Source organism: Escherichia sp. MOD1-EC6475, assembly GCF_003046645.1.
GTDB lineage: Bacteria > Pseudomonadota > Gammaproteobacteria > Enterobacterales > Enterobacteriaceae > Escherichia > Escherichia ruysiae.
On record NZ_PZKQ01000016.1, the window covers coordinates 14,729 to 33,269 of the forward strand.

Genomic DNA, 18,541 nt, shown 5'->3' on the forward strand with positions numbered 1-18,541 from the left:
GAGGTAAATTATGACAAATCCTTTATCAATGACTCTTTGCAGACCTTTCCAGGATTAATTCTTTTTTTCTTGCCCTGGATTCGTCTGCCATTTCCTGATTTTTTATGTTTATAAATGGAATGGTACATGGGCAAATATATTCGTCCCTTATCCGATGCGGTATTTACCATCGCATCTGATGACCTGTGGATCGAAAGTTCAGCGATCCAACAATTACATACCACGGCAAATTTACCCAACATGCAACGCGTAGTAGGGATGCCTGATTTACACCCCGGACGCGGCTACCCGATTGGAGCAGCGTTCTTCTCCGTAGGTCGTTTTTACCCGGCACTGGTCGGCAATGATATCGGCTGCGGCATGGCGCTATGGCAAACAGATATCCTTACCCGCAAATACAACGCCGATAAGTTCGAAAAGCGATTATCTGCGCTGGATGACGTTGCTGAAGAAAGCTGGCTGGAGGAAAACCTGCCGTCAGCATTTGCACAGCACCCGTGGCGCGGCGCGCTTGGCTCCATCGGTGGCGGCAATCATTTTGCTGAACTGCAACAGATTGATCAAATCATCGACGCTGAACTGTTTGCACTGGCAGGCCTGGATGCGCAGCATCTGCAACTGCTGGTTCATAGCGGCTCGCGTGGTTTCGGGCAGTCTGTTTTACAAAAACATATTGCCTCATTTTCGCACCATGGTTTGCCGGAAGGCAGTGACGACGCGCTACGTTATATCTCGGAGCATGACGATGCGCTGGCGTTTGCTCGCATGAATCGCCAGATGATCGCTCTGCGCATAATGCAGCAGGTGAAAGCCAGCGGAAGTCCGGTTCTGGATGTGGCGCATAACTTTATTACCGCGAGTCAAATTGGCGATCAACAAGGCTGGTTACACCGTAAAGGGGCTACGCCTGATGACCGTGGCCTGGTGATTATTCCCGGTTCTCGCGGTGATTACTCATGGCTTGTACTGCCTGTCAGTAGCGAAGAAACATTGCACTCGCTGGCTCATGGGGCAGGGCGCAAATGGGGGCGCACCGAGTGTAAAGGGCGGCTGGCAGCGAAATACACGATGACGCAACTCTCACGTACTGAACTTGGTAGCCGGGTAATTTGCCGCGATAAACAACTCATCTTTGAAGAAGCGCCACAAGCCTATAAATCGGCTGAAAGCGTGGTGCAATGTCTGGTGCAGGCCGGTTTAATTATTCCTGTCGCGCGGCTGCGTCCGGTGCTAACGCTCAAAAACAGTGGAGGGAAAAAAGGATGATTTTGCTACAACTCTCCTCAGCTCAGGGGCCGGAAGAATGTTGTCTCGCAGTCAAAAAGGCGCTGGACAGGCTAATTAAAGAAGCATCCCAACAGCGTGTTGCGGTAACAGTGCTGGAAACAGAAACGGGGCGCTATTCAGACACGCTGCGTTCGGCACTGGTTTCTCTCGATGGCGATAACGCACTGGCATTAAGTGAAAGCTGGTGCGGTACTATCCAGTGGATTTGCCCCAGCCCATACCGGCCTCATCACGGGCGTAAAAACTGGTTTCTTGGTATTGGACGTTTTACCGCTGATGAGCAGGAACAATCAGATGCGATCCGTTATGAGACGCTGCGTTCGTCGGGGCCGGGCGGTCAACATGTTAATAAGACCGACTCGGCGGTGCGCGCCACGCATCTGGCAACCGGGATTAGCGTGAAAGTACAGTCCGAGCGCAGCCAGCATGATAACAAACGGCTGGCGCGATTGCTGATTGCCTGGAAGCTGGAACAACAGCAACAGGAAAATAGCGCAACGCTGAAATCGCAGCGGCGAATGTTCCATCACCAGATTGAACGTGGTAACCCGCGACGGACATTTACAGGGATGGCATTTATCGAAGGGTAATTGAGGAACGTCTCCCGCCGTTTTCTTCGTGAAAGCGGCGGACAAAAACGAAAGGAATCGTCATGTTTATTGGTCATCTTCCTGCTGGATATTTAATAACTTGTACTTTAGTGAAACGCTTGCCGCTGATTGCTCGTCATGCGCGCTGGGCGATGATTATTGGCTTAGTCGGGGCCGTTGCACCCGATTTCGATCTCTTCTGGTGCTATCTGGTGGATAATGGGCAACGACATCATCATCTTTACCCGTCTCATTGGCCATTATTATGGTTTGCTCTGCTGGCGGCGACATTAGTCTGGGCAGGAATAGCGAAGAATAAACTGCCGGCGTGGTTGGGCGTGGTGTTTTGCCTGAATAGTATCGTGCATTTATTACTCGATACGCTGGTCGGTGATATCTGGTGGCTGATGCCTTTCGTTAACCAACCATTTGCACTTTTTCATATTACGGCGATACATCATCCGTGGTGGCTCAATTTTTTATTACACTGGTCGTTTTTACTGGAACTGGCATTAGTGGCTGCCGCCATTGCCATGTGGTGCAGACGTAATGCCAAAATGGTAAAAGCATGAAAAAATTATTCTGACTTTAAGCGGCGTAACATGTTTCCTGGGGAAATTCTCCAGTGGTTAAGTATGTTCTTCTGACTTTTCCCCAGGCTCTGAACATATAAAAATTCTGCTTTTCACCCTTAAGTTCTTTCACGGATTCCAGCGCAAAATTTTCTTTAGTGATCAGAAATTCCCCCCATGAAATATGGTCGCAACTATATAAATATGCGACCTTTTCCTGGGTTTCATAATGTTTTGTTATTTCGATATAGATAGCCATTGACTTCAAACAGAAGTCCACGCCCGCAGGCGTGGACTTCATCGTTATTACTTCGCAGGAATTTCTTTCAGCAGTTCAGTCAGAAGCCGCCAGTAGTGACCAACGCTTTCGATATGAACTTGTTCATCCGGAGAGTGTGGACCGGTGATAGTCGGCCCGATAGAAACCATGTCCATTTCCGGATACGGTTTTTTGAACAGACCACATTCCAGACCCGCGTGGATAATCTGGATGTTCGGCGTCTTGTTGAACAGACGCTGATAGGTTTCACGTACCAGATGCATCACCGGAGAGTTAGCATCCGGCTGCCAGCCAGGATATGCGCCTTTCGCTTCGGTTTTCGCGCCAGCCAGTTTACCCAGCGAATCCAGCATACTGACCACGTAGTCTTTACCGCTGTCGATCAGAGAACGGATCAGGCAGTGAATTTCTACGTTGTTGTCGGTCATGGTCACCACACCCACGTTCAGTGAGGTTTCAACCACGCCTTTTGCCACGTCGGAGTTGCGGATCACACCGTTCGGGGTGGCGTTCAGCAGACGAATAAAGGTATCGCGAGATTTAGCGGTCAACGCAGTTTTGTCGTTCGCTACTGAATCCAGCAGTAATGCCAGGTTTTTCTCTTTCTCTGCCAGCTCGTTTTTCAGGATCTCCTGATAGGTATTCACCAGCGATTTCAGTGCGTCGACTTTATCAGCTGCGACAGCAATGGTTGCAAAGGCTTCACGCGGGATGGCGTTACGCAGTGTGCCGCCGTTGAAATCGATAAGGCGCAGATCCAGTTCTTCCGCATGACCCGCCAGGAAACGCACCAGCAGTTTGTTCGCATTACCCAGGCCAACGTGGATTTCACCGCCGGAGTGACCACCTTTCAGACCTTTTAAGGTTAATTTAAAGGTTTCAAAACCTGCCGGAACGGTTTCACGGTCTAAATGCAGGTTGGAGGTGAAGTCGATACCCCCCGCACAACCCATGTAGATTTCACCTTCTTCTTCGGAGTCGGTGTTAATCAGAATATCTGCCTGTAACCAGTTGCTCTGTAAGCCGAACGCACCGTCCATACCGGCTTCTTCGGTCATAGTCAGCAGCACTTCCAGCGGGCCGTGTACTACGTTGTCATCGGCAAGCACCGCCAGCGCAGACGCCATGCCAATGCCGTTATCTGCACCGAGCGTGGTGCCGCGTGCTTTAACCCATTCGCCATCAATATAAGGCTGGATAGGATCTTTGGTGAAGTCGTGCACGGTGTCGTTGTTTTTCTGCGGCACCATATCGAGGTGAGCTTGTAAGACGACCGGTTTACGATTTTCCATACCTGCGGTGGCAGGTTTACGAATCAGGATATTCCCCACTTGATCGCGTTCGACATGGAAACCTTTTTCTTTTGCCCAACCTACAATGTATTCAGCAAGCTGCTCTTCGTGGTAGGACGGGTGAGGAATAGAACAGATTTTGGCAAAAATATCCCACAGCGGCTGTGGAGATAATTGAGACAGTTCAGACACGTTAAGTCTCCTTGTCGATCACCCGCAAAACAGTATTGCAGGTCACAGGGTTAGCAGAAAATGTTGTCAGCACAAGTCAGGCTTGCGAGATATGTTTGAGAATACCACTTTATCCAGCGACAGGTAGTAGCAGTGCGCAAAAAGACGCGGACTTATGTGAAATACTGGTTTTTAGTGCGTCAGATCTCTATAATCTCGCGCAACCTATTTTCCCCTCGAACACTTTTTAAGCCGTAGATAAACAGGCTGGGACACTTCACATGAGCGAAAAATACATCGTCACCTGGGACATGTTGCAGATCCATGCACGTAAACTCGCAAGCCGACTGATGCCTTCTGAACAATGGAAAGGCATTATTGCCGTTAGCCGTGGCGGTCTGGTACCGGGTGCGTTACTGGCGCGTGAACTGGGTATTCGTCATGTCGATACCGTTTGTATTTCCAGCTACGATCACGATAACCAGCGCGAACTGAAAGTGCTGAAACGTGCAGAAGGCGACGGTGAAGGTTTCATCGTCATTGATGATCTGGTGGATACCGGTGGTACTGCGGTTGCGATTCGTGAAATGTATCCTAAAGCGCACTTTGTCACCATCTTCGCTAAACCGGCTGGTCGTCCACTGGTTGATGATTATGTTATTGATATCCCACAAGATACCTGGATTGAGCAACCGTGGGATATGGGTGTGGTATTCGTTCCGCCTATCTCTGGTCGCTAATCTTTTCAACGCCTGGCTTTGCCGGGCGTTGTTCTTTTTAACTGCAGGCGAGTTACAATAGCTTCCAGTAAGTATTCCTGGAGGTTGCATCCATGACACAGGCAAACCTGAGCGAAACCCTGTTCAAACCCCGCTTTAAACACCCTGAAACCTCGACGCTTGTCCGCCGTTTTAATCACGGTGCACAACCGCCTGTGCAGTCGGCTCTTGATGGCAAAACTATTCCCCACTGGTATCGCATGATTAACCGCCTGATGTGGATCTGGCGCGGCGTTGATCCGCGTGAAATCCTCGACGTCCAGGCGCGTATTGTGATGAGCGATGCCGAACGCACCGACAATGATTTGTACGATACGGTGATTGGTTACCGTGGCGGTAACTGGATTTATGAGTGGACCACCCAGGCGATGTTGTGGCAACAGAAAGCGTGTACGGAAGAAAATCCACAAGTCAGCGGTCGTTACTGGCTGCACGCAGCGACGTTGTACAATATTGCTGCCTATCCACACTTGAAGGGTGATGATCTGGCAGAACAGGCGCAGACGTTATCAAACCGCGCTTATGAAGAAGCGGCGCAACGTCTGCCAGGAACGATGCGGCAAATGGAATTCACTGTGCCGGGGGGCGCGCCCATCACCGGGTTTCTCCATATGCCAAAAGGCGATGGTCCATTCCCGACAGTATTAATGTGTGGTGGTCTGGATGCGATGCAAACGGACTATTACTCCCTTTATGAGCGTTATTTTGCGCCGCGCGGCATTGCGATGTTGACTATCGATATGCCTTCGGTTGGTTTTTCTTCAAAATGGAAACTCACCCAGGATTCCAGCCTTCTGCATCAGCATGTGTTAAAGGCTCTGCCTAACGTGCCGTGGGTAGATCACACACGCGTTGCGGCCTTTGGTTTCCGTTTTGGTGCTAACGTCGCTGTACGTCTGGCTTACCTTGAATCGCCGCGTCTGAAAGCTGTGGCCTGTTTAGGTCCAGTGGTTCACACCTTGCTGAGTGATTTTAATTGCCAACAACAGGTGCCGGAAATGTATCTTGACGTTCTGGCGAGTCGTTTAGGGATGCACGATGCTTCCGATGAAGCGTTACGTGTAGAGCTGAATCGCTATTCATTGAAAGTGCAAGGGTTGCTGGGACGTCGCTGCCCAACGCCAATGTTATCAGGCTTCTGGAAGAACGATCCGTTCAGCCCGGAAGAGGATTCTCGATTAATCACTTCGTCATCTGCTGACGGTAAATTGTTAGAAATTCCATTTAATCCTGTGTATCGGAATTTTGACAAAGCACTCCAGGAAATTACCAACTGGCTCGAAAAGCGATTGTGTTAAAAATTTGCTAAATTTTGTCAATTTGGTAAAACAGTTGCTTCACAACAGGAGATCGCAATGACGTTACCGAGTGGACACCCGAAAAGCAGATTGATCAAAAAATTTACCGCACTAGGCCCGTATATTCGTGAAGGTAAGTGCGAAGATAATCGATTCTTTTTCGATTGTCTGGCTGTATGCGTCAATGTGAAGCCGGCACCGGAAGTGCGTGAGTTCTGGGGCTGGTGGATGGAACTGGAAGCGCAGGAATCCCGTTTTACCTACAGTTACCAGTTTGGTCTGTTCGATAAAGCAGGCGACTGGACGCATGTTCAGGTAAAAGATGCGGAAGTGGTTGAGCGGCTGGAGCACACCCTGCGCGAGTTTCATGAAAAGCTGCGTGAACTGCTGGCGACGCTGAATCTGAAGCTGGAACCGGCGGATGATTTTCGTGATGAGCCGGTGAAGTTAACGGCGTGAGTGAAAAGTGCCGGATGCGATATTTGAGCATCTCTTCCGGCCTGAAATAGTGGTTTTCGTAGGCCGGATAAGGCGTTCACGCCGCATCCGGCAATATTATTAAAACTGATATGTCATCCCAACCGCGACAATATCATCATTATTAATATTCAACTTATTATCGCTATCCAGTTGGTTGATTTTATAATCAACAAACGCTGACATGTTTTTGTTGAAATAATACGTGGCACCGACATCAATATAATTGACCAGATCCTCATCACCGATACCTTCAATATCTTTTCCTTTCGATAGCACATAACCTAAAGATGGACGCAGACCAAAGTCGAATTGGTATTGCGCGACCGCTTCAAAATTCTGTGTCTTATTAGCAAAACCGCCAGAAATTGGCGTCATTTTACGCGTTTCAGAATAGATGGTTGCCAGGTAAATATTATTGGCATCGTATTTAAGACCCGTTGCCCACGCTTCGGCGCGTTTGCCCGAACCACGGCTTTGCAGGTTCTGCTCGTTGGTGCGATCAGAGTTGGTATAGGCTCCACTGATAGCGAAATCGCTGCCGCCAAAGTCATACGTCAGTGAAGTACCAAACCCATCGCCGTTCTGCTTTTTAACATCGCGGTTTTCGTTTTTCCCTTGATATTGCAGGGTTAAGTTCAGGCCATCAATAACGCCGAAGAAGTCGGTGTTCCGATACGTCGCCAGCCCGCTGGCGCGTTTGGTCATAAAGTTGTCGGTCTGCGCCGAGGAGTCGCCACCAAATTCCGGGAACATATCGGTCCAGGCTTCGACGTCATACAGCGCGCCCAGGTTACGTCCATAGTCGAAAGAACCTAAATCCTTATATTTCAACCCGGCAAAAGCGAGACGTGTTTTTTGCTGTGCGGTATCACTCTCCGCTTTATTTCCGGCAAACTCCGTTTCCCACCGACCATAACCGGTCAGTTGATCATTAATTTGTGTTTCGCCTTTAAAACCAAAACGGATATAACTCTGGTCGCCATCTTTACTGTCATTATCACTCATATAATGCATGGCTTTAACTTTGCCATAGACATCCAGTTTATTACCGTCTTTGTTATATATTTCTGCGGCCTGTACTGATACAGATGCCACAATACCCATCACCACTAATGCCAGAGTGCTCTTTTTCATTTTCATTCCTGATTTTAATTAACGCGCGAATATTCAGCGGGAGAGACCCGTTCAAAACAGGAAAGTTTTTAACCTGAGATTGTTAAAGATATATTACAGATTAATAATATTCTTAAAATGTGGTAATTTATTAAATCTGTAATAAAAACGTAAACAACTGCCGCTACGCTTGCTGATCCCGCGCAACAAAACGCTATGCTTTGCTCGCAGATGGTTGGCAACCGGCGACAGTCCTGCTAAAACGTTCGTTTGATATCATTTTTCCTAAAATTGAATGGCAGAGAATCATGAGTGACAGCCAGACGCTGGTGGTAAAACTCGGCACCAGTGTGCTAACAGGCGGATCGCGCCGTCTGAACCGTGCCCATATCGTAGAACTTGTTCGCCAGTGCGCGCAGTTACATGCCGCCGGGCATCGGATAGTCATTGTGACGTCGGGCGCGATTGCTGCCGGACGTGAGCACCTGGGTTACCCGGAACTGCCGGCGACTATCGCCTCGAAGCAACTATTGGCGGCGGTAGGGCAGAGTCGACTGATTCAACTGTGGGAACAACTCTTTGCAATTTACGGCATTCACGTCGGGCAGATGCTGCTGACCCGTGCCGATATGGAAGACCGTGAACGCTTCCTGAACGCCCGCGATACGTTGCGTGCGCTGCTCGATAACAACATTGTTCCGGTAATTAATGAGAACGATGCTGTTGCTACGGCGGAGATTAAAGTCGGCGATAACGACAACCTTTCTGCGCTGGCGGCGATTCTGGCGGGTGCCGATAAACTGTTGTTGCTGACCGATCAAAAAGGTTTGTATACCGCTGACCCGCGCAACAATCCGCAGGCAGAACTGATTAAAGATGTTTACGGCATTGATGACGCACTGCGGGCGATTGCCGGTGACAGCGTTTCAGGTCTCGGAACCGGCGGTATGGGCACCAAATTGCAGGCCGCTGACGTGGCTTGCCGTGCGGGGATCGACACTATTATTGCCGCAGGTAACAAGCCGGGCGTCATTGGTGATGCGATGGAAGGTATTTCTGTCGGTACGCTGTTCCATGCCCAGGCAACGCCTTTAGAAAATCGTAAACGCTGGATTTTCGGCGCGCCACCGGCGGGTGAAATTACTGTAGATGAAGGGGCGACCGCCGCCATTCTTGAACGCGGCAGCTCCCTGTTGCCGAAAGGTATTAAAAGCGTGAGCGGCAACTTCTCGCGTGGTGAAGTCATTCGTATTTGCAACCTCGAAGGTCGCGATATTGCTCATGGCGTCAGCCGTTACAACAGCGATGCATTGCGTCGCATTGCCGGACACCACTCGCAAGAAATTGATGCAATACTGGGATATGAATATGGCCCGGTTGCCGTTCACCGTGATGACATGATTACCCGTTAAGGAGCAGGCCGATGCTGGAACAAATGGGCATTGCCGCGAAGCAAGCCTCGTATAAATTAGCGCAACTCTCCAGCCGCGAAAAAAATCGTGTGCTGGAAAAGATCGCCGATGAACTGGAAGCGCAAAGCGAAAGCATCCTCAACGCTAACGCCCAGGATGTTGCTGACGCGCGTGCCAATGGCCTTAGCGAAGCGATGCTTGACCGTCTGGCACTGACGCCCGCGCGACTGAAAGGCATTGCCGATGATGTGCGTCAGGTGTGTAATCTCGCCGATCCGGTGGGGCAGGTGATTGATGGTGGTGTGCTGGATAGCGGTTTGCGTCTGGAGCGTCGTCGCGTGCCGTTGGGGGTGATTGGCGTAATTTATGAAGCGCGCCCGAACGTGACGGTTGATGTCGCTTCCCTGTGCCTGAAAACCGGTAACGCGGTGATCCTGCGCGGTGGTAAAGAAACCTGTCGCACTAACGCTGCAACGGTGGCGGTGATTCAGGACGCCCTGCAATCCTGCGGTTTACCGGCAGGCGCAGTTCAGGCAATTGATAACCCTGACCGTGCGCTGGTGAGTGAAATGCTGCGTATGGATAAATACATCGACATGCTGATCCCGCGCGGCGGGGCTGGTTTGCATAAACTGTGCCGCGAACAGTCGACGATACCGGTGATCACGGGCGGTATTGGCGTCTGCCATATTTACGTTGATGAAAGTGCAGAGATCGCTGAAGCCCTGAAAGTAATCGTCAACGCGAAAACTCAGCGCCCGAGTACGTGTAATACGGTAGAAACGTTGCTGGTGAATAAAAACATCGCTGATAGCTTCCTGCCCGCATTAAGCAAGCAAATGGCGGAAAGCGGCGTGACATTACACGCAGATGCTGCTGCACTGGCGAAGTTGCAGGCAGGCCCCGCGAAGGTGGTGGCTGTTAAAGCCGAAGAGTACGACGATGAGTTTCTGTCATTAGATTTGAACGTCAAAATCGTCAGCGATCTGGACGATGCCATCGCGCATATTCGTGAACACGGCACGCAACACTCCGATGCGATCCTGACGCGTGATATGCGTAACGCCCAGCGTTTTGTTAACGAAGTGGATTCGTCCGCTGTTTACGTTAACGCCTCTACGCGTTTTACCGACGGCGGCCAGTTTGGTCTTGGCGCGGAAGTCGCGGTAAGCACACAAAAACTCCACGCGCGCGGCCCGATGGGGCTGGAAGCGCTGACCACCTACAAGTGGATCGGCATTGGTGATTACACCGTTCGTGCGTAAATAAAACCGGGTGATGCAAAAGTAGCCGTTTGATTCACAAGGCCATTGACGCATCGCCCGGTTAGTTTTAACCTTGTCCACCGTGATTCACGTTCGTGAACATGTCCTTTCAGGGCCGATATAGCTCAGTTGGTAGAGCAGCGCATTCGTAATGCGAAGGTCGTAGGTTCGACTCCTATTATCGGCACCATTAAGAAAATCAATAACTTAGCTTAACTTCTCTAAGAAATTGTATCTTCTGTTATCACTTACAAACGCCTATACGTTGTTATGGGCTTTGGTAGTGTAACACGTATGGGCGAGTAGTTCCCAGGCTCAACCTCGTAACAAGTTCCTTTGAAGCTGGAAGACGTGCCACCGTCTCTAAACCTTCTACCAAAACTCTTAGCAAGATGTTCCACACCTGGCGCGGTGTCCAATGATGCTACACGTCGTGAGACGTTGCAGAGGATAAACAGGCTAAATGATGGGAAGAGTAGTTTTAAGTGTATATGTGGATTAAAGCCCACCTCTTCAAAACCTAACTTGATCGGGAAAGAATCAAGCTCTAGCCCCGGTTTCGTCCACCGGATTACAACGGGTGCCTGATAAGAGAAGAACTGCTAAGACTTCATAGCTTTTGTGAAAAAGCCCTTTTTAGTGGATACGCCTACGGCGCTTATTTTTTGGGGTAGCCCATCAAAGGCGCTTTATGGCTCCTATTGTCTTGAAAATGTATCTTTACTTGTATTGTGTTTTATGCGTAGTCTCCCTGTGTAGTATGTAACTTGTTAATTTTCATATGAATACAGAGGCACACGATGAAAAACATTGCAGCTATCAAACGTAATAACCGCAAGATTCACGCTCGTAAGTTCCTGTCTACGCCAGAAGGAAAAGCCTGGCTAGAGCGTAAACAGAGAGAAAACGAAGAAAGAAAACTCCTTAGTGAGTTGAAATGGCTTAGAGAGGATTTCTGAAAATCTCCAGAACGCAACAAGACGCATTCTAACGCTGTTTTTATTGCTTGGTATAGGGATGTATAGGTGATGTGTGTTTAATGCGTCTGTGCGCTTGTTTTGTGCCTTATTTTGCATTTTCATAATGCAGAAGAGAACACGGAAAACCTTAAAATTAATTATTGGGGTATTTAAGGCTATTTTCAGGGTATTTAAGGGTATTAAACTTGATTTAATTGATTAAAATATAAACAGATAGTTCTGTATCTTATTGATTTATAAGGTTATTTTTAAATAAAGATAAATAAAAAATAAATAGCCATAAATAGCTATAAATACATCTAAATACCTATAAATCCCTTTGAATACATATGAAGCCCCTCCCTTATGGCTAGATTGCGAGAGGTGCTTAACGCGATTTTCAGCGCCCCCCGATCTGGAAAATCCAGAATCCCCAAATATCAGCAAGGAATTTTCTTGCGTAATCAACATCGTTTTTACCTATTAAATCATTACACAGAAAGCCTTTCTGTAATGTCTCTCACTAAACTTTCACTAAACACGAGAATGATCGGTTTTATGTCGGATCAGATGCTAGAAACAGCACCACGTCTCACAAGGGCTGTAAGCGATGAAACCAGTGTTTATGCGGGTACAGGTCAAAATATAGGCCAAAATCCATTTAACATAATAATCGTAATATGCACTAAGGAACACATAGAACGCCTTGAATTGATGTATCAGGGGAAAAGTGATGGATTTTTTACGTAGGAGCACGAGAGGGCTTCTGTTGACTTTTGTATGATATGAAATATAATTAAAGGTTTTTTTGTTTTTATCGTGTGATGTAGTGGATTACACAGGGGAATAGATTAAATGGTGTTCTGTTTATACAGGTTTATTTGTTAGATCAACAATTTGGCATTTCTAAACAGATGTTTGAACGTTGCCAAATGTCTTGACAACACAAGAAAAGGGCTTGCTATGCCACGCATTACACGAAATAAGGCTATAAAAACAAAATAAATTTTAAAATTTGCACAAACGAGAGAACTCATTCGACAAATAATAGATTAATTTTTAGCCAACAATTTCTGATGGTGCTCTGTAAGCCGCATTACACAAGGATTTGCGAAAGTGATGTAAAAGTGAAGAAAGTAAGAATTGAACTTTTAAGCTACTTTTTCATTGAATTTTTAGTATGGAATTACACAGGAATAAGTTAGGGATATTCTATGATTTACACAGGGAATATAGGGGGGATTATGGCATTACACATAGAAAGGCATTACACAGAGTGCTATGTGACAAATGGATGTAACGAGAGGTTACATTCAGCTATCTGAAATGCTCTTTGTAAGAAAGTTGGTAGTAACGATATGTTACATAGACTAATTATTGAATGTAACGATATTACACATCGGAAGATGATTGAATGTAACGGTAGCTCACAGTGAACTAGGGGTAGGTCACTGTGAACTAGGGGGGTAGTTCACTATGAGCTAGGGGGTAGGTCATAGTGAGCTAGGGGGTAGGTCACTGTGAACTACAATAAGACTATTAATAAAACTATATTAGATTATTAATTAGATCATAATAATAATATTCTTTATATCTATATATATGATCTTTTGCCTTCCGGCGTTAGCTTCACTCTCTGGCAAGCAGCCTTACTCCGCTACCTTTCGGGCTTCGTGGCTGGCCCGTTCCGCTCACACCGAAAGCAAAGCGTTACTTTCTTCGTGTAACTATCGTGGCGGTAACGCCCACGAAGAAATACTATTGCGCTGTGCGCAGTAAGAGTAATCACCTAACCAATCATACTGATTGCTTATGTGTTAACTCTATCTCTCTACCTCGTAATTACCCTCCTACACTTAATAACTCTCGTTATTCTCTGTAGTTGTGTAATTACTCGAAGAGAGAGCGGCTAAAGCTCAATTACACTCTGCTTTCCTCGTGTAATTTCACTAAGCCTCAATACAATTCCACTTCCTACATTCTGTAGTCGTGTAATTGTTTTCGGTGGAAAAGCCAGAGGCGACACCGAAAGAGAATTCTGATCTTATTAATCTTATCTATCTTAGTTATCTTACTTACTTTATCTACTTTATTATTAATAATAGCTTTATAAGCTCTGTGTAGCTCTTTGACGCAAGAAACAGCATTCAGGAAGGGAATCACCTTAGAAAAGTGTTCTTTGCGTCATAATGTGTTTTATGAAGGATTCAGAGGTGTTTCATAACACAAGGTATAGAGGATACTTTAATTAATTAAAAATAAGGGGTCTAAATGCTTCTCTAACAGCATTAAGCAGGGTAGGGAATGGAAACGCATTGCCTACATATATAAGCTCACTACAGGGCTTTACAGAGCGTTTTATAAAGTGACTCTCTATCTTATATCTACCATTACCTTTTCATATACCTAACAAATACAAAATAAGCCCCTTAAATAAGCCTCTGGCGAGCTAAACAACCTCTACATAAGAGAATGTATTGCTTTTATCAAAACTTCGTTAGAACGCGTTTTAGAGCGTTTTAGACAATAAGGAAGAATAGCACTACACATAAGAGCACGAATTGCTAAGAAAAAATGTAAGTGCATGAAAAAGATCAGATTTTTTGTGAAAAGGTATTGACAAATGTTTCTTTATATGTAATAATAGGTATTAGAGGGACAGAAAAACATTCTTCTCTAAATAATCAAAATCAATGCACTTTGAAGCCGTCAGGCTTGCAAGGTGTTTTTCTTTTAACTGAATAAGGAGTTTTTTATGAAATGGTTTACACCTGAGCACGTCATCCAGGCATTTAAAAAAGGTGAGCTTACACGCCATCAAGTAGTAATGAATCGTAATATGGCAAGGAGTCGAGGTTATCCAGAGCGTGAAAAATGTTTCGATGCAGCACTAAAAATTATTGATGAACTAAGAAAAAATGAAAAAGAATCTGAAACAGAGTAAAGAATAGAAGGAGAAAACTATGAGCGAAACTAAGAAACCAATTCCGCGCACTTACCTACACGTTGACCCTGAAATCTTCAAGGTTTTATTTGCTGAAGCCAAGAAAAGGCAAATTATGGTCAGTGATTTGATGTTAGAAATCATTACTGAAGCAGCAGAGAACATCAAACAAAAAAAGGGTAAGTGATCCTCATTCACTTTAGTAGCGCATTAAGCGTGATTTATAAGGAGATTTTTAATGATTAATCAACTAACTTTTACAAAACACTATGACACGTTTGATAATGTATCAAAGATTTATTCTGATAAATTCCCTCAAGGAAAAGATTTAGAGCTATTACATATTGTGCTTTATTTTCGATTCCTTAGTTATCAGGAAAACAACCTTAATTGTTATGAAAGTCACGAAACATTAGCTAAGATTTTTAAGTCTTCAGCGTCAACAATTAAACGTAAGATAAACGATCTTAAAGAGATGGGATTATTAGAAACATCCCCACATCCTGATCCGTATATTTCATCTTTGATTTACAATGCTCTCCCTCTCACAGATGCACATATTACCCCCCCAGGAGAATCATCACTCTCTGATCTTTCTGAGGCAGAAGAAGCACAGGAACAACCTAAAGGCCATAAACAGCCTTCTTTTGATGTTCTTGATGATGATTGGGATGCGCCTTTGCCGTGGGAGACGGAAGAAACACCTGTTTCATCAAGTGAAAAGGTAGCTAATGATAATGAGGAGGATGTGTTAGAGAATTTTGCATCTCTTATCATCCGGGAGAAACACAAAAGAACAGCAGGGGCATCATTTATTGAGTTTGCAAATTCACTAGCTTGTAGATACGGGCTAAAACGACCAAATGGTATTGAGGCATATTTTGCTAAGAAACATCCCAAAGTATATGAAGACTTTGATATTCCATTTTAATAAGGAGGGTTATGATTCAATATTTAGTAAAAAATCAAGTAGACAGAATTCAGTGTAACGACACAGGAAAACGCATCTATGAAACACTTGCTTACCTCTATAAAGGAAAGCCAACACCGCTAAAATATAGCGATGTGTTACATCGAGCAGGGTGCTCTGAAGATGGTTTAAAATTCTGGCTGAAACAGCTATCAAACTTCGGTGTTATAGAGATTAAAGAATTATCTTTCTCTACATTCAATCTCAAAAGATTAGACAAAGAAATAGAATTCATCTATTCCACTCTCTAAAGATCTCTCTATGTAATTAAAATATAAAAGGAAAACATTATTATGATAGTAGCTATGTATTGGTTATTGTTCTTTCTCACGTTAGAAACATATTTCGGGGTGTTTTCCTTTAAAAGAAAAGGAAAAGTAAATGGCAAAAAGAAAAAACAATGTTGTTAAGAAAATCGGTGATTCAGCTTCTCTTCTAAGTAAACCTAAATCTATTCTAAGACGCAAAGACTTTAAAGAGCTAGTTACGCTCACCAAGCAAAATAGCGCCCCTGGCGAATGGAAAACAGAGATCATAGAACATTCTCCCTCTGTGCCTTGTGGAGATGAATTTAACGCCTTACAAGAAATCTTATCTTCAACACCTGGCGTATTCTGGAAACCTAGAAAAAGAAAAGAGTATATCGTTGATAGCTCTGATTTGCGCAAATACCAGATTTTAGGATTTGAAGACTATAACCACTACGTCGGTTATCTCGCCACAAATGGCCTAAATAATTTAGTTCCAGAATTCCATTTAGATGGTGCTGATCACTATGGAGACTTTTAATATGAATAACACGTATGACACAATTTATTCACTAATTAATTATTATGAGGATGATTACCTCCTGCCTTTAAACCGCGCTGAACTTGAAGCATACAAAGAAAACACGCCAGCGGCACTAAATGAGGCGTTTAAACACTGGGATGTAGCTGTGAATGCCTTTGAGCACCTCTGTAAGCGTGTAGAGATGCTCTGTAAGCGCGAAAACGCATACCTGACAGCCGATCAGATATGGGAATTATCAAACTGGATAGAAGATATTGAATCGGACGTTCGCTATGTAGGAGATGGACTTGTTGAACTCGCTCAACGCTTAGGCGCTGCTATCACAGAAGAATAAAAAAAGCAACAAAAAAGTTGTAAAATATCTTGACATTTCATATATTGTATGTTAATATAATTATATAGGGTGATTATTTTTCCTTTATTGGTTCGATATTAAAAATTCTTCTTGTCGTTAAAGGGGAGTAAAATCTCCGCTCCCCGCTTCTCCTCCTTAAGTAATACTGTGTCATTATTACCTCTTTTTTCCTTTGTTATGCATACATCTTGGAGTGTGCATAACATAGGGTAATTACAAAGGCGGCTTTAAATGCTGCCTTTTATTTTGCCCGTTATGCAACTTAAAAGTTGTATTTCTTACTTTAAACAAGGTAACAAGGTTTATGTAAATGTTGTTCTTAAATGATAAAGAGCAAATCATCAAGTATAAAGATGAAATGCTGCGAATTAATCCACAAATTACCGAAATGGTAGCTAAATACGCTGGGTGTTCTGTAGAGGAAGTAGAAAGATGTGTTGAAAAATATTTTTCTCCTTCTTCTCCGTCTACACCTTCCCTTAATGAATTAATCAAATTAAAAGCTAAGGAGATTACTAAATGATTATTGATTTAGACACTCTTTTTCCAAGTCGGAAGACGTTTACAGATCTGGTGGCTTATTGTACTGATCCGTTTGCCTCTGTAGAAAACAAGGTTTTTGCTTCTCTTCCTGCTGATGTTGAATGCGGAGACTTGATCACCAGCACTGGCGCTAAATATGAATCAGGAGATGATATCTATGTTGTTATGAGTGAATTTGTAACGGCTGGAGAAAACAAGCCTGTAGATGTTTTACGTAGCAATGCTGGCCTTGTATGCATCAAAGCTGATGCCCTGAATGCTGTAAGTGAAGCAGCAAAAACAGCATTAATTAAAAAAGGCTTCCAGCTTGAAGGCTTTAATACGGTTTTCACTTCTTAATAAAAGGAATAATAATAAATGATTCTAGGTAATGATTACGTTGATTTAGCTCCTCTGTTCTCTGCGCATAGCACTAGAAACTATCTGCTTTCTACTCTTGATTTTACTGATCCGGTGGGCGTTAGTTCTCATAAAGTAGCTGTTTCCCAGCTTGTCGAAAGCAACGAATCTCTCTTTAACAAAGAAACCTCTCGTTTCTCTTCTGAGCATAACGTTACTAAGCGAGAACAAGGTAAAGAATGGCTGATTGAAATCCCTTACTTCCTGCGTGAAGATGTTATCCGTCCCTCTGATGTTCAAGGCAAACGTAAGTCTGGCACTGATTTTCAGGAAACACTCACTGATATTTATGCGGAATATATCGCTAAACACCACGTAGCGTATCAGCGCACTAAAGAGAGCGTGCTGGCGGCTTCTTTGTTCTCTGGCAAAACTTACACGCCTAAAACTGATGATGTTCTTATCGAGTGGGGCAAGCTGTTTAACGTATCAGCTATGAAAGCCACTGTGAACGCTTCCAGCACTGACACCACGAAGATTTTTAAAGAATTTGATCAGATTGCTACTGACATTATCGAAAAAGCACAAAGCCAGGCGGCTGCTGTAGAGCGTATTGTTATTTTCTGTAAGCCGGAAGCCTTCTCTGCAATTCGATTCTCTGCTGGTATGGCAAACGCATTCCAGTATGTAAGCCCACTGGAAGAAGGGAACGTTGTGTATCAGCGTCGTGACCTGCTGCCAGGAGTGACAGCGTTCACTATTCCAGGAACTAACATTGATGTTGTTAAACTAGTAGATCCGCTACACCTTGCACATATGACCGCAGACGCTGTAGCTGTTCCGAAGTTTGCTAAAGGCTCTAATGTATATCAGAACATTTACGGGGCTGCTTCTAGCACCTTTGAACTGATTAATACCGCTCCTGCTGAGGTGTATAGCTATAGCTATGAATCTTCTCGTGGTGATGCTGTTAACGTTGTTACAGAGAATAGCCAGATGGTTGTAAACCACGGTGTAGGCTTCTCCGTTCAAATCACTGTTAAATAATATTTTAACGTGTATTAGAGGCGTGGCGTGTATTCACGCTTCGCCTTTTTTTT

21 protein-coding genes and 1 tRNA gene are annotated in these 18,541 nt (G+C 44.9%); 19 read left to right on the top strand and 3 right to left on the bottom strand.

Features of this window, described 5'->3' with window-relative positions:
- Positions 1-126 precede the first annotated feature (126 nt).
- From A7589_RS05250 to A7589_RS05260, 3 genes are all read left to right on the top strand, one after another.
- On the top strand, positions 127-1,266 hold the full coding sequence (locus A7589_RS05250) for an RNA ligase RtcB family protein (protein WP_000521579.1): 1,140 nt from the start codon (positions 127-129) through the stop codon (positions 1,264-1,266).
- On the top strand, positions 1,263-1,877 hold the full coding sequence (gene prfH / locus A7589_RS05255) for a peptide chain release factor H (protein WP_000602118.1): 615 nt from the start codon (positions 1,263-1,265) through the stop codon (positions 1,875-1,877). The genes A7589_RS05250 and prfH overlap by 4 nt, the downstream gene beginning before the upstream one ends.
- Before the next feature lie 62 nt (positions 1,878-1,939).
- On the top strand, positions 1,940-2,449 hold the full coding sequence (locus A7589_RS05260; protein ID WP_000469796.1) for a metal-dependent hydrolase: 510 nt from the start codon (positions 1,940-1,942) through the stop codon (positions 2,447-2,449).
- A gap of 16 nt (positions 2,450-2,465) precedes the next feature.
- Here A7589_RS05260 and A7589_RS23570 read toward each other — a convergent pair whose 3' ends face one another.
- Positions 2,466-2,708 (bottom strand): hypothetical protein, encoded by a 243-nt coding sequence (locus A7589_RS23570; RefSeq protein ID WP_032147818.1) that lies wholly within the window; start codon positions 2,706-2,708, stop codon positions 2,466-2,468.
- A 47-nt stretch (positions 2,709-2,755) separates the two neighbouring features.
- Positions 2,756-4,213, bottom strand: a complete 1,458-nt coding sequence (pepD, locus tag A7589_RS05270; RefSeq protein ID WP_001292989.1) for a cytosol nonspecific dipeptidase — start codon at positions 4,211-4,213, stop codon at positions 2,756-2,758.
- Between the two features lie 260 nt (positions 4,214-4,473).
- Between pepD and gpt the strand changes: the two genes are divergently transcribed.
- The 3 genes from gpt to crl all read left to right on the top strand — a co-directional run bounded on the left by gpt (position 4,474) and on the right by crl (position 6,728).
- Positions 4,474-4,932: a xanthine phosphoribosyltransferase gene (gpt, locus tag A7589_RS05275; RefSeq protein ID WP_001291989.1), complete on the top strand. Its 459-nt coding sequence runs from the start codon at positions 4,474-4,476 to the stop codon at positions 4,930-4,932.
- A gap of 92 nt (positions 4,933-5,024) precedes the next feature.
- Entirely contained in the window at positions 5,025-6,269 is a 1,245-nt protein-coding gene (frsA, locus tag A7589_RS05280; protein ID WP_105282887.1) for an esterase FrsA, read from the top strand.
- 57 nt (positions 6,270-6,326) lie between these two features.
- Positions 6,327-6,728 carry a sigma factor-binding protein Crl gene (crl, locus tag A7589_RS05285; protein ID WP_000174679.1) on the top strand — a complete coding sequence of 134 codons (402 nt, stop codon included), beginning with the start codon at positions 6,327-6,329 and terminating at the stop codon, positions 6,726-6,728.
- A 99-nt stretch (positions 6,729-6,827) separates the two neighbouring features.
- On the opposite strand, the gene phoE is transcribed toward crl, so the two are convergent.
- Positions 6,828-7,883 (bottom strand): phosphoporin PhoE, encoded by a 1,056-nt coding sequence (gene phoE / locus A7589_RS05290; RefSeq protein WP_010355900.1) that lies wholly within the window; start codon positions 7,881-7,883, stop codon positions 6,828-6,830.
- 287 nt (positions 7,884-8,170) lie between these two features.
- Here phoE and proB point away from each other — a divergent pair, with 287 nt between their 5' ends.
- The 13 genes from proB (at position 8,171) to A7589_RS05355 (ending at position 18,488) form a co-directional block, all read left to right on the top strand.
- Positions 8,171-9,274, top strand: a complete 1,104-nt coding sequence (gene proB, locus A7589_RS05295; protein ID WP_001285269.1) for a glutamate 5-kinase — start codon at positions 8,171-8,173, stop codon at positions 9,272-9,274.
- Between the two features lie 11 nt (positions 9,275-9,285).
- Positions 9,286-10,539 (top strand): glutamate-5-semialdehyde dehydrogenase, encoded by a 1,254-nt coding sequence (proA, locus tag A7589_RS05300; RefSeq protein ID WP_000893311.1) that lies wholly within the window; start codon positions 9,286-9,288, stop codon positions 10,537-10,539.
- Positions 10,540-10,653: 114 nt separating this feature from the next.
- A tRNA-Thr gene (locus tag A7589_RS05305) sits at positions 10,654-10,729 on the top strand.
- 610 nt (positions 10,730-11,339) lie between these two features.
- A complete protein-coding gene (locus A7589_RS22915) occupies positions 11,340-11,498 on the top strand; it encodes a hypothetical protein (protein ID WP_000788777.1) in 159 nt (52 codons plus the stop codon).
- A gap of 2,755 nt (positions 11,499-14,253) precedes the next feature.
- Positions 14,254-14,442: a hypothetical protein gene (locus A7589_RS05320; RefSeq protein WP_053888552.1), complete on the top strand. Its 189-nt coding sequence runs from the start codon at positions 14,254-14,256 to the stop codon at positions 14,440-14,442.
- Positions 14,443-14,461: 19 nt separating this feature from the next.
- Positions 14,462-14,629, top strand: coding sequence for a hypothetical protein (locus A7589_RS22920; RefSeq protein WP_000005056.1), 168 nt, complete (start codon positions 14,462-14,464; stop codon positions 14,627-14,629).
- A gap of 51 nt (positions 14,630-14,680) precedes the next feature.
- Positions 14,681-15,373, top strand: coding sequence for a helix-turn-helix domain-containing protein (locus tag A7589_RS05325; protein ID WP_108188754.1), 693 nt, complete (start codon positions 14,681-14,683; stop codon positions 15,371-15,373).
- A gap of 11 nt (positions 15,374-15,384) precedes the next feature.
- Positions 15,385-15,663, top strand: a complete 279-nt coding sequence (locus tag A7589_RS05330) for a hypothetical protein (RefSeq protein WP_000617148.1) — start codon at positions 15,385-15,387, stop codon at positions 15,661-15,663.
- A gap of 130 nt (positions 15,664-15,793) precedes the next feature.
- Positions 15,794-16,201: a hypothetical protein gene (locus tag A7589_RS05335; RefSeq protein ID WP_108188755.1), complete on the top strand. Its 408-nt coding sequence runs from the start codon at positions 15,794-15,796 to the stop codon at positions 16,199-16,201.
- Entirely contained in the window at positions 16,188-16,538 is a 351-nt protein-coding gene (locus tag A7589_RS05340; protein WP_394631501.1) for a hypothetical protein, read from the top strand. The genes A7589_RS05335 and A7589_RS05340 overlap by 14 nt, the downstream gene beginning before the upstream one ends.
- Before the next feature lie 331 nt (positions 16,539-16,869).
- Positions 16,870-17,082: a hypothetical protein gene (locus tag A7589_RS05345; RefSeq protein WP_000898165.1), complete on the top strand. Its 213-nt coding sequence runs from the start codon at positions 16,870-16,872 to the stop codon at positions 17,080-17,082.
- A complete protein-coding gene (locus A7589_RS05350; RefSeq protein WP_001621213.1) occupies positions 17,079-17,441 on the top strand; it encodes a hypothetical protein in 363 nt (120 codons plus the stop codon). The genes A7589_RS05345 and A7589_RS05350 overlap by 4 nt, the downstream gene beginning before the upstream one ends.
- Before the next feature lie 18 nt (positions 17,442-17,459).
- Positions 17,460-18,488, top strand: coding sequence for a major capsid protein (locus A7589_RS05355; RefSeq protein WP_108188757.1), 1,029 nt, complete (start codon positions 17,460-17,462; stop codon positions 18,486-18,488).
- Positions 18,489-18,541 lie beyond the last annotated feature (53 nt).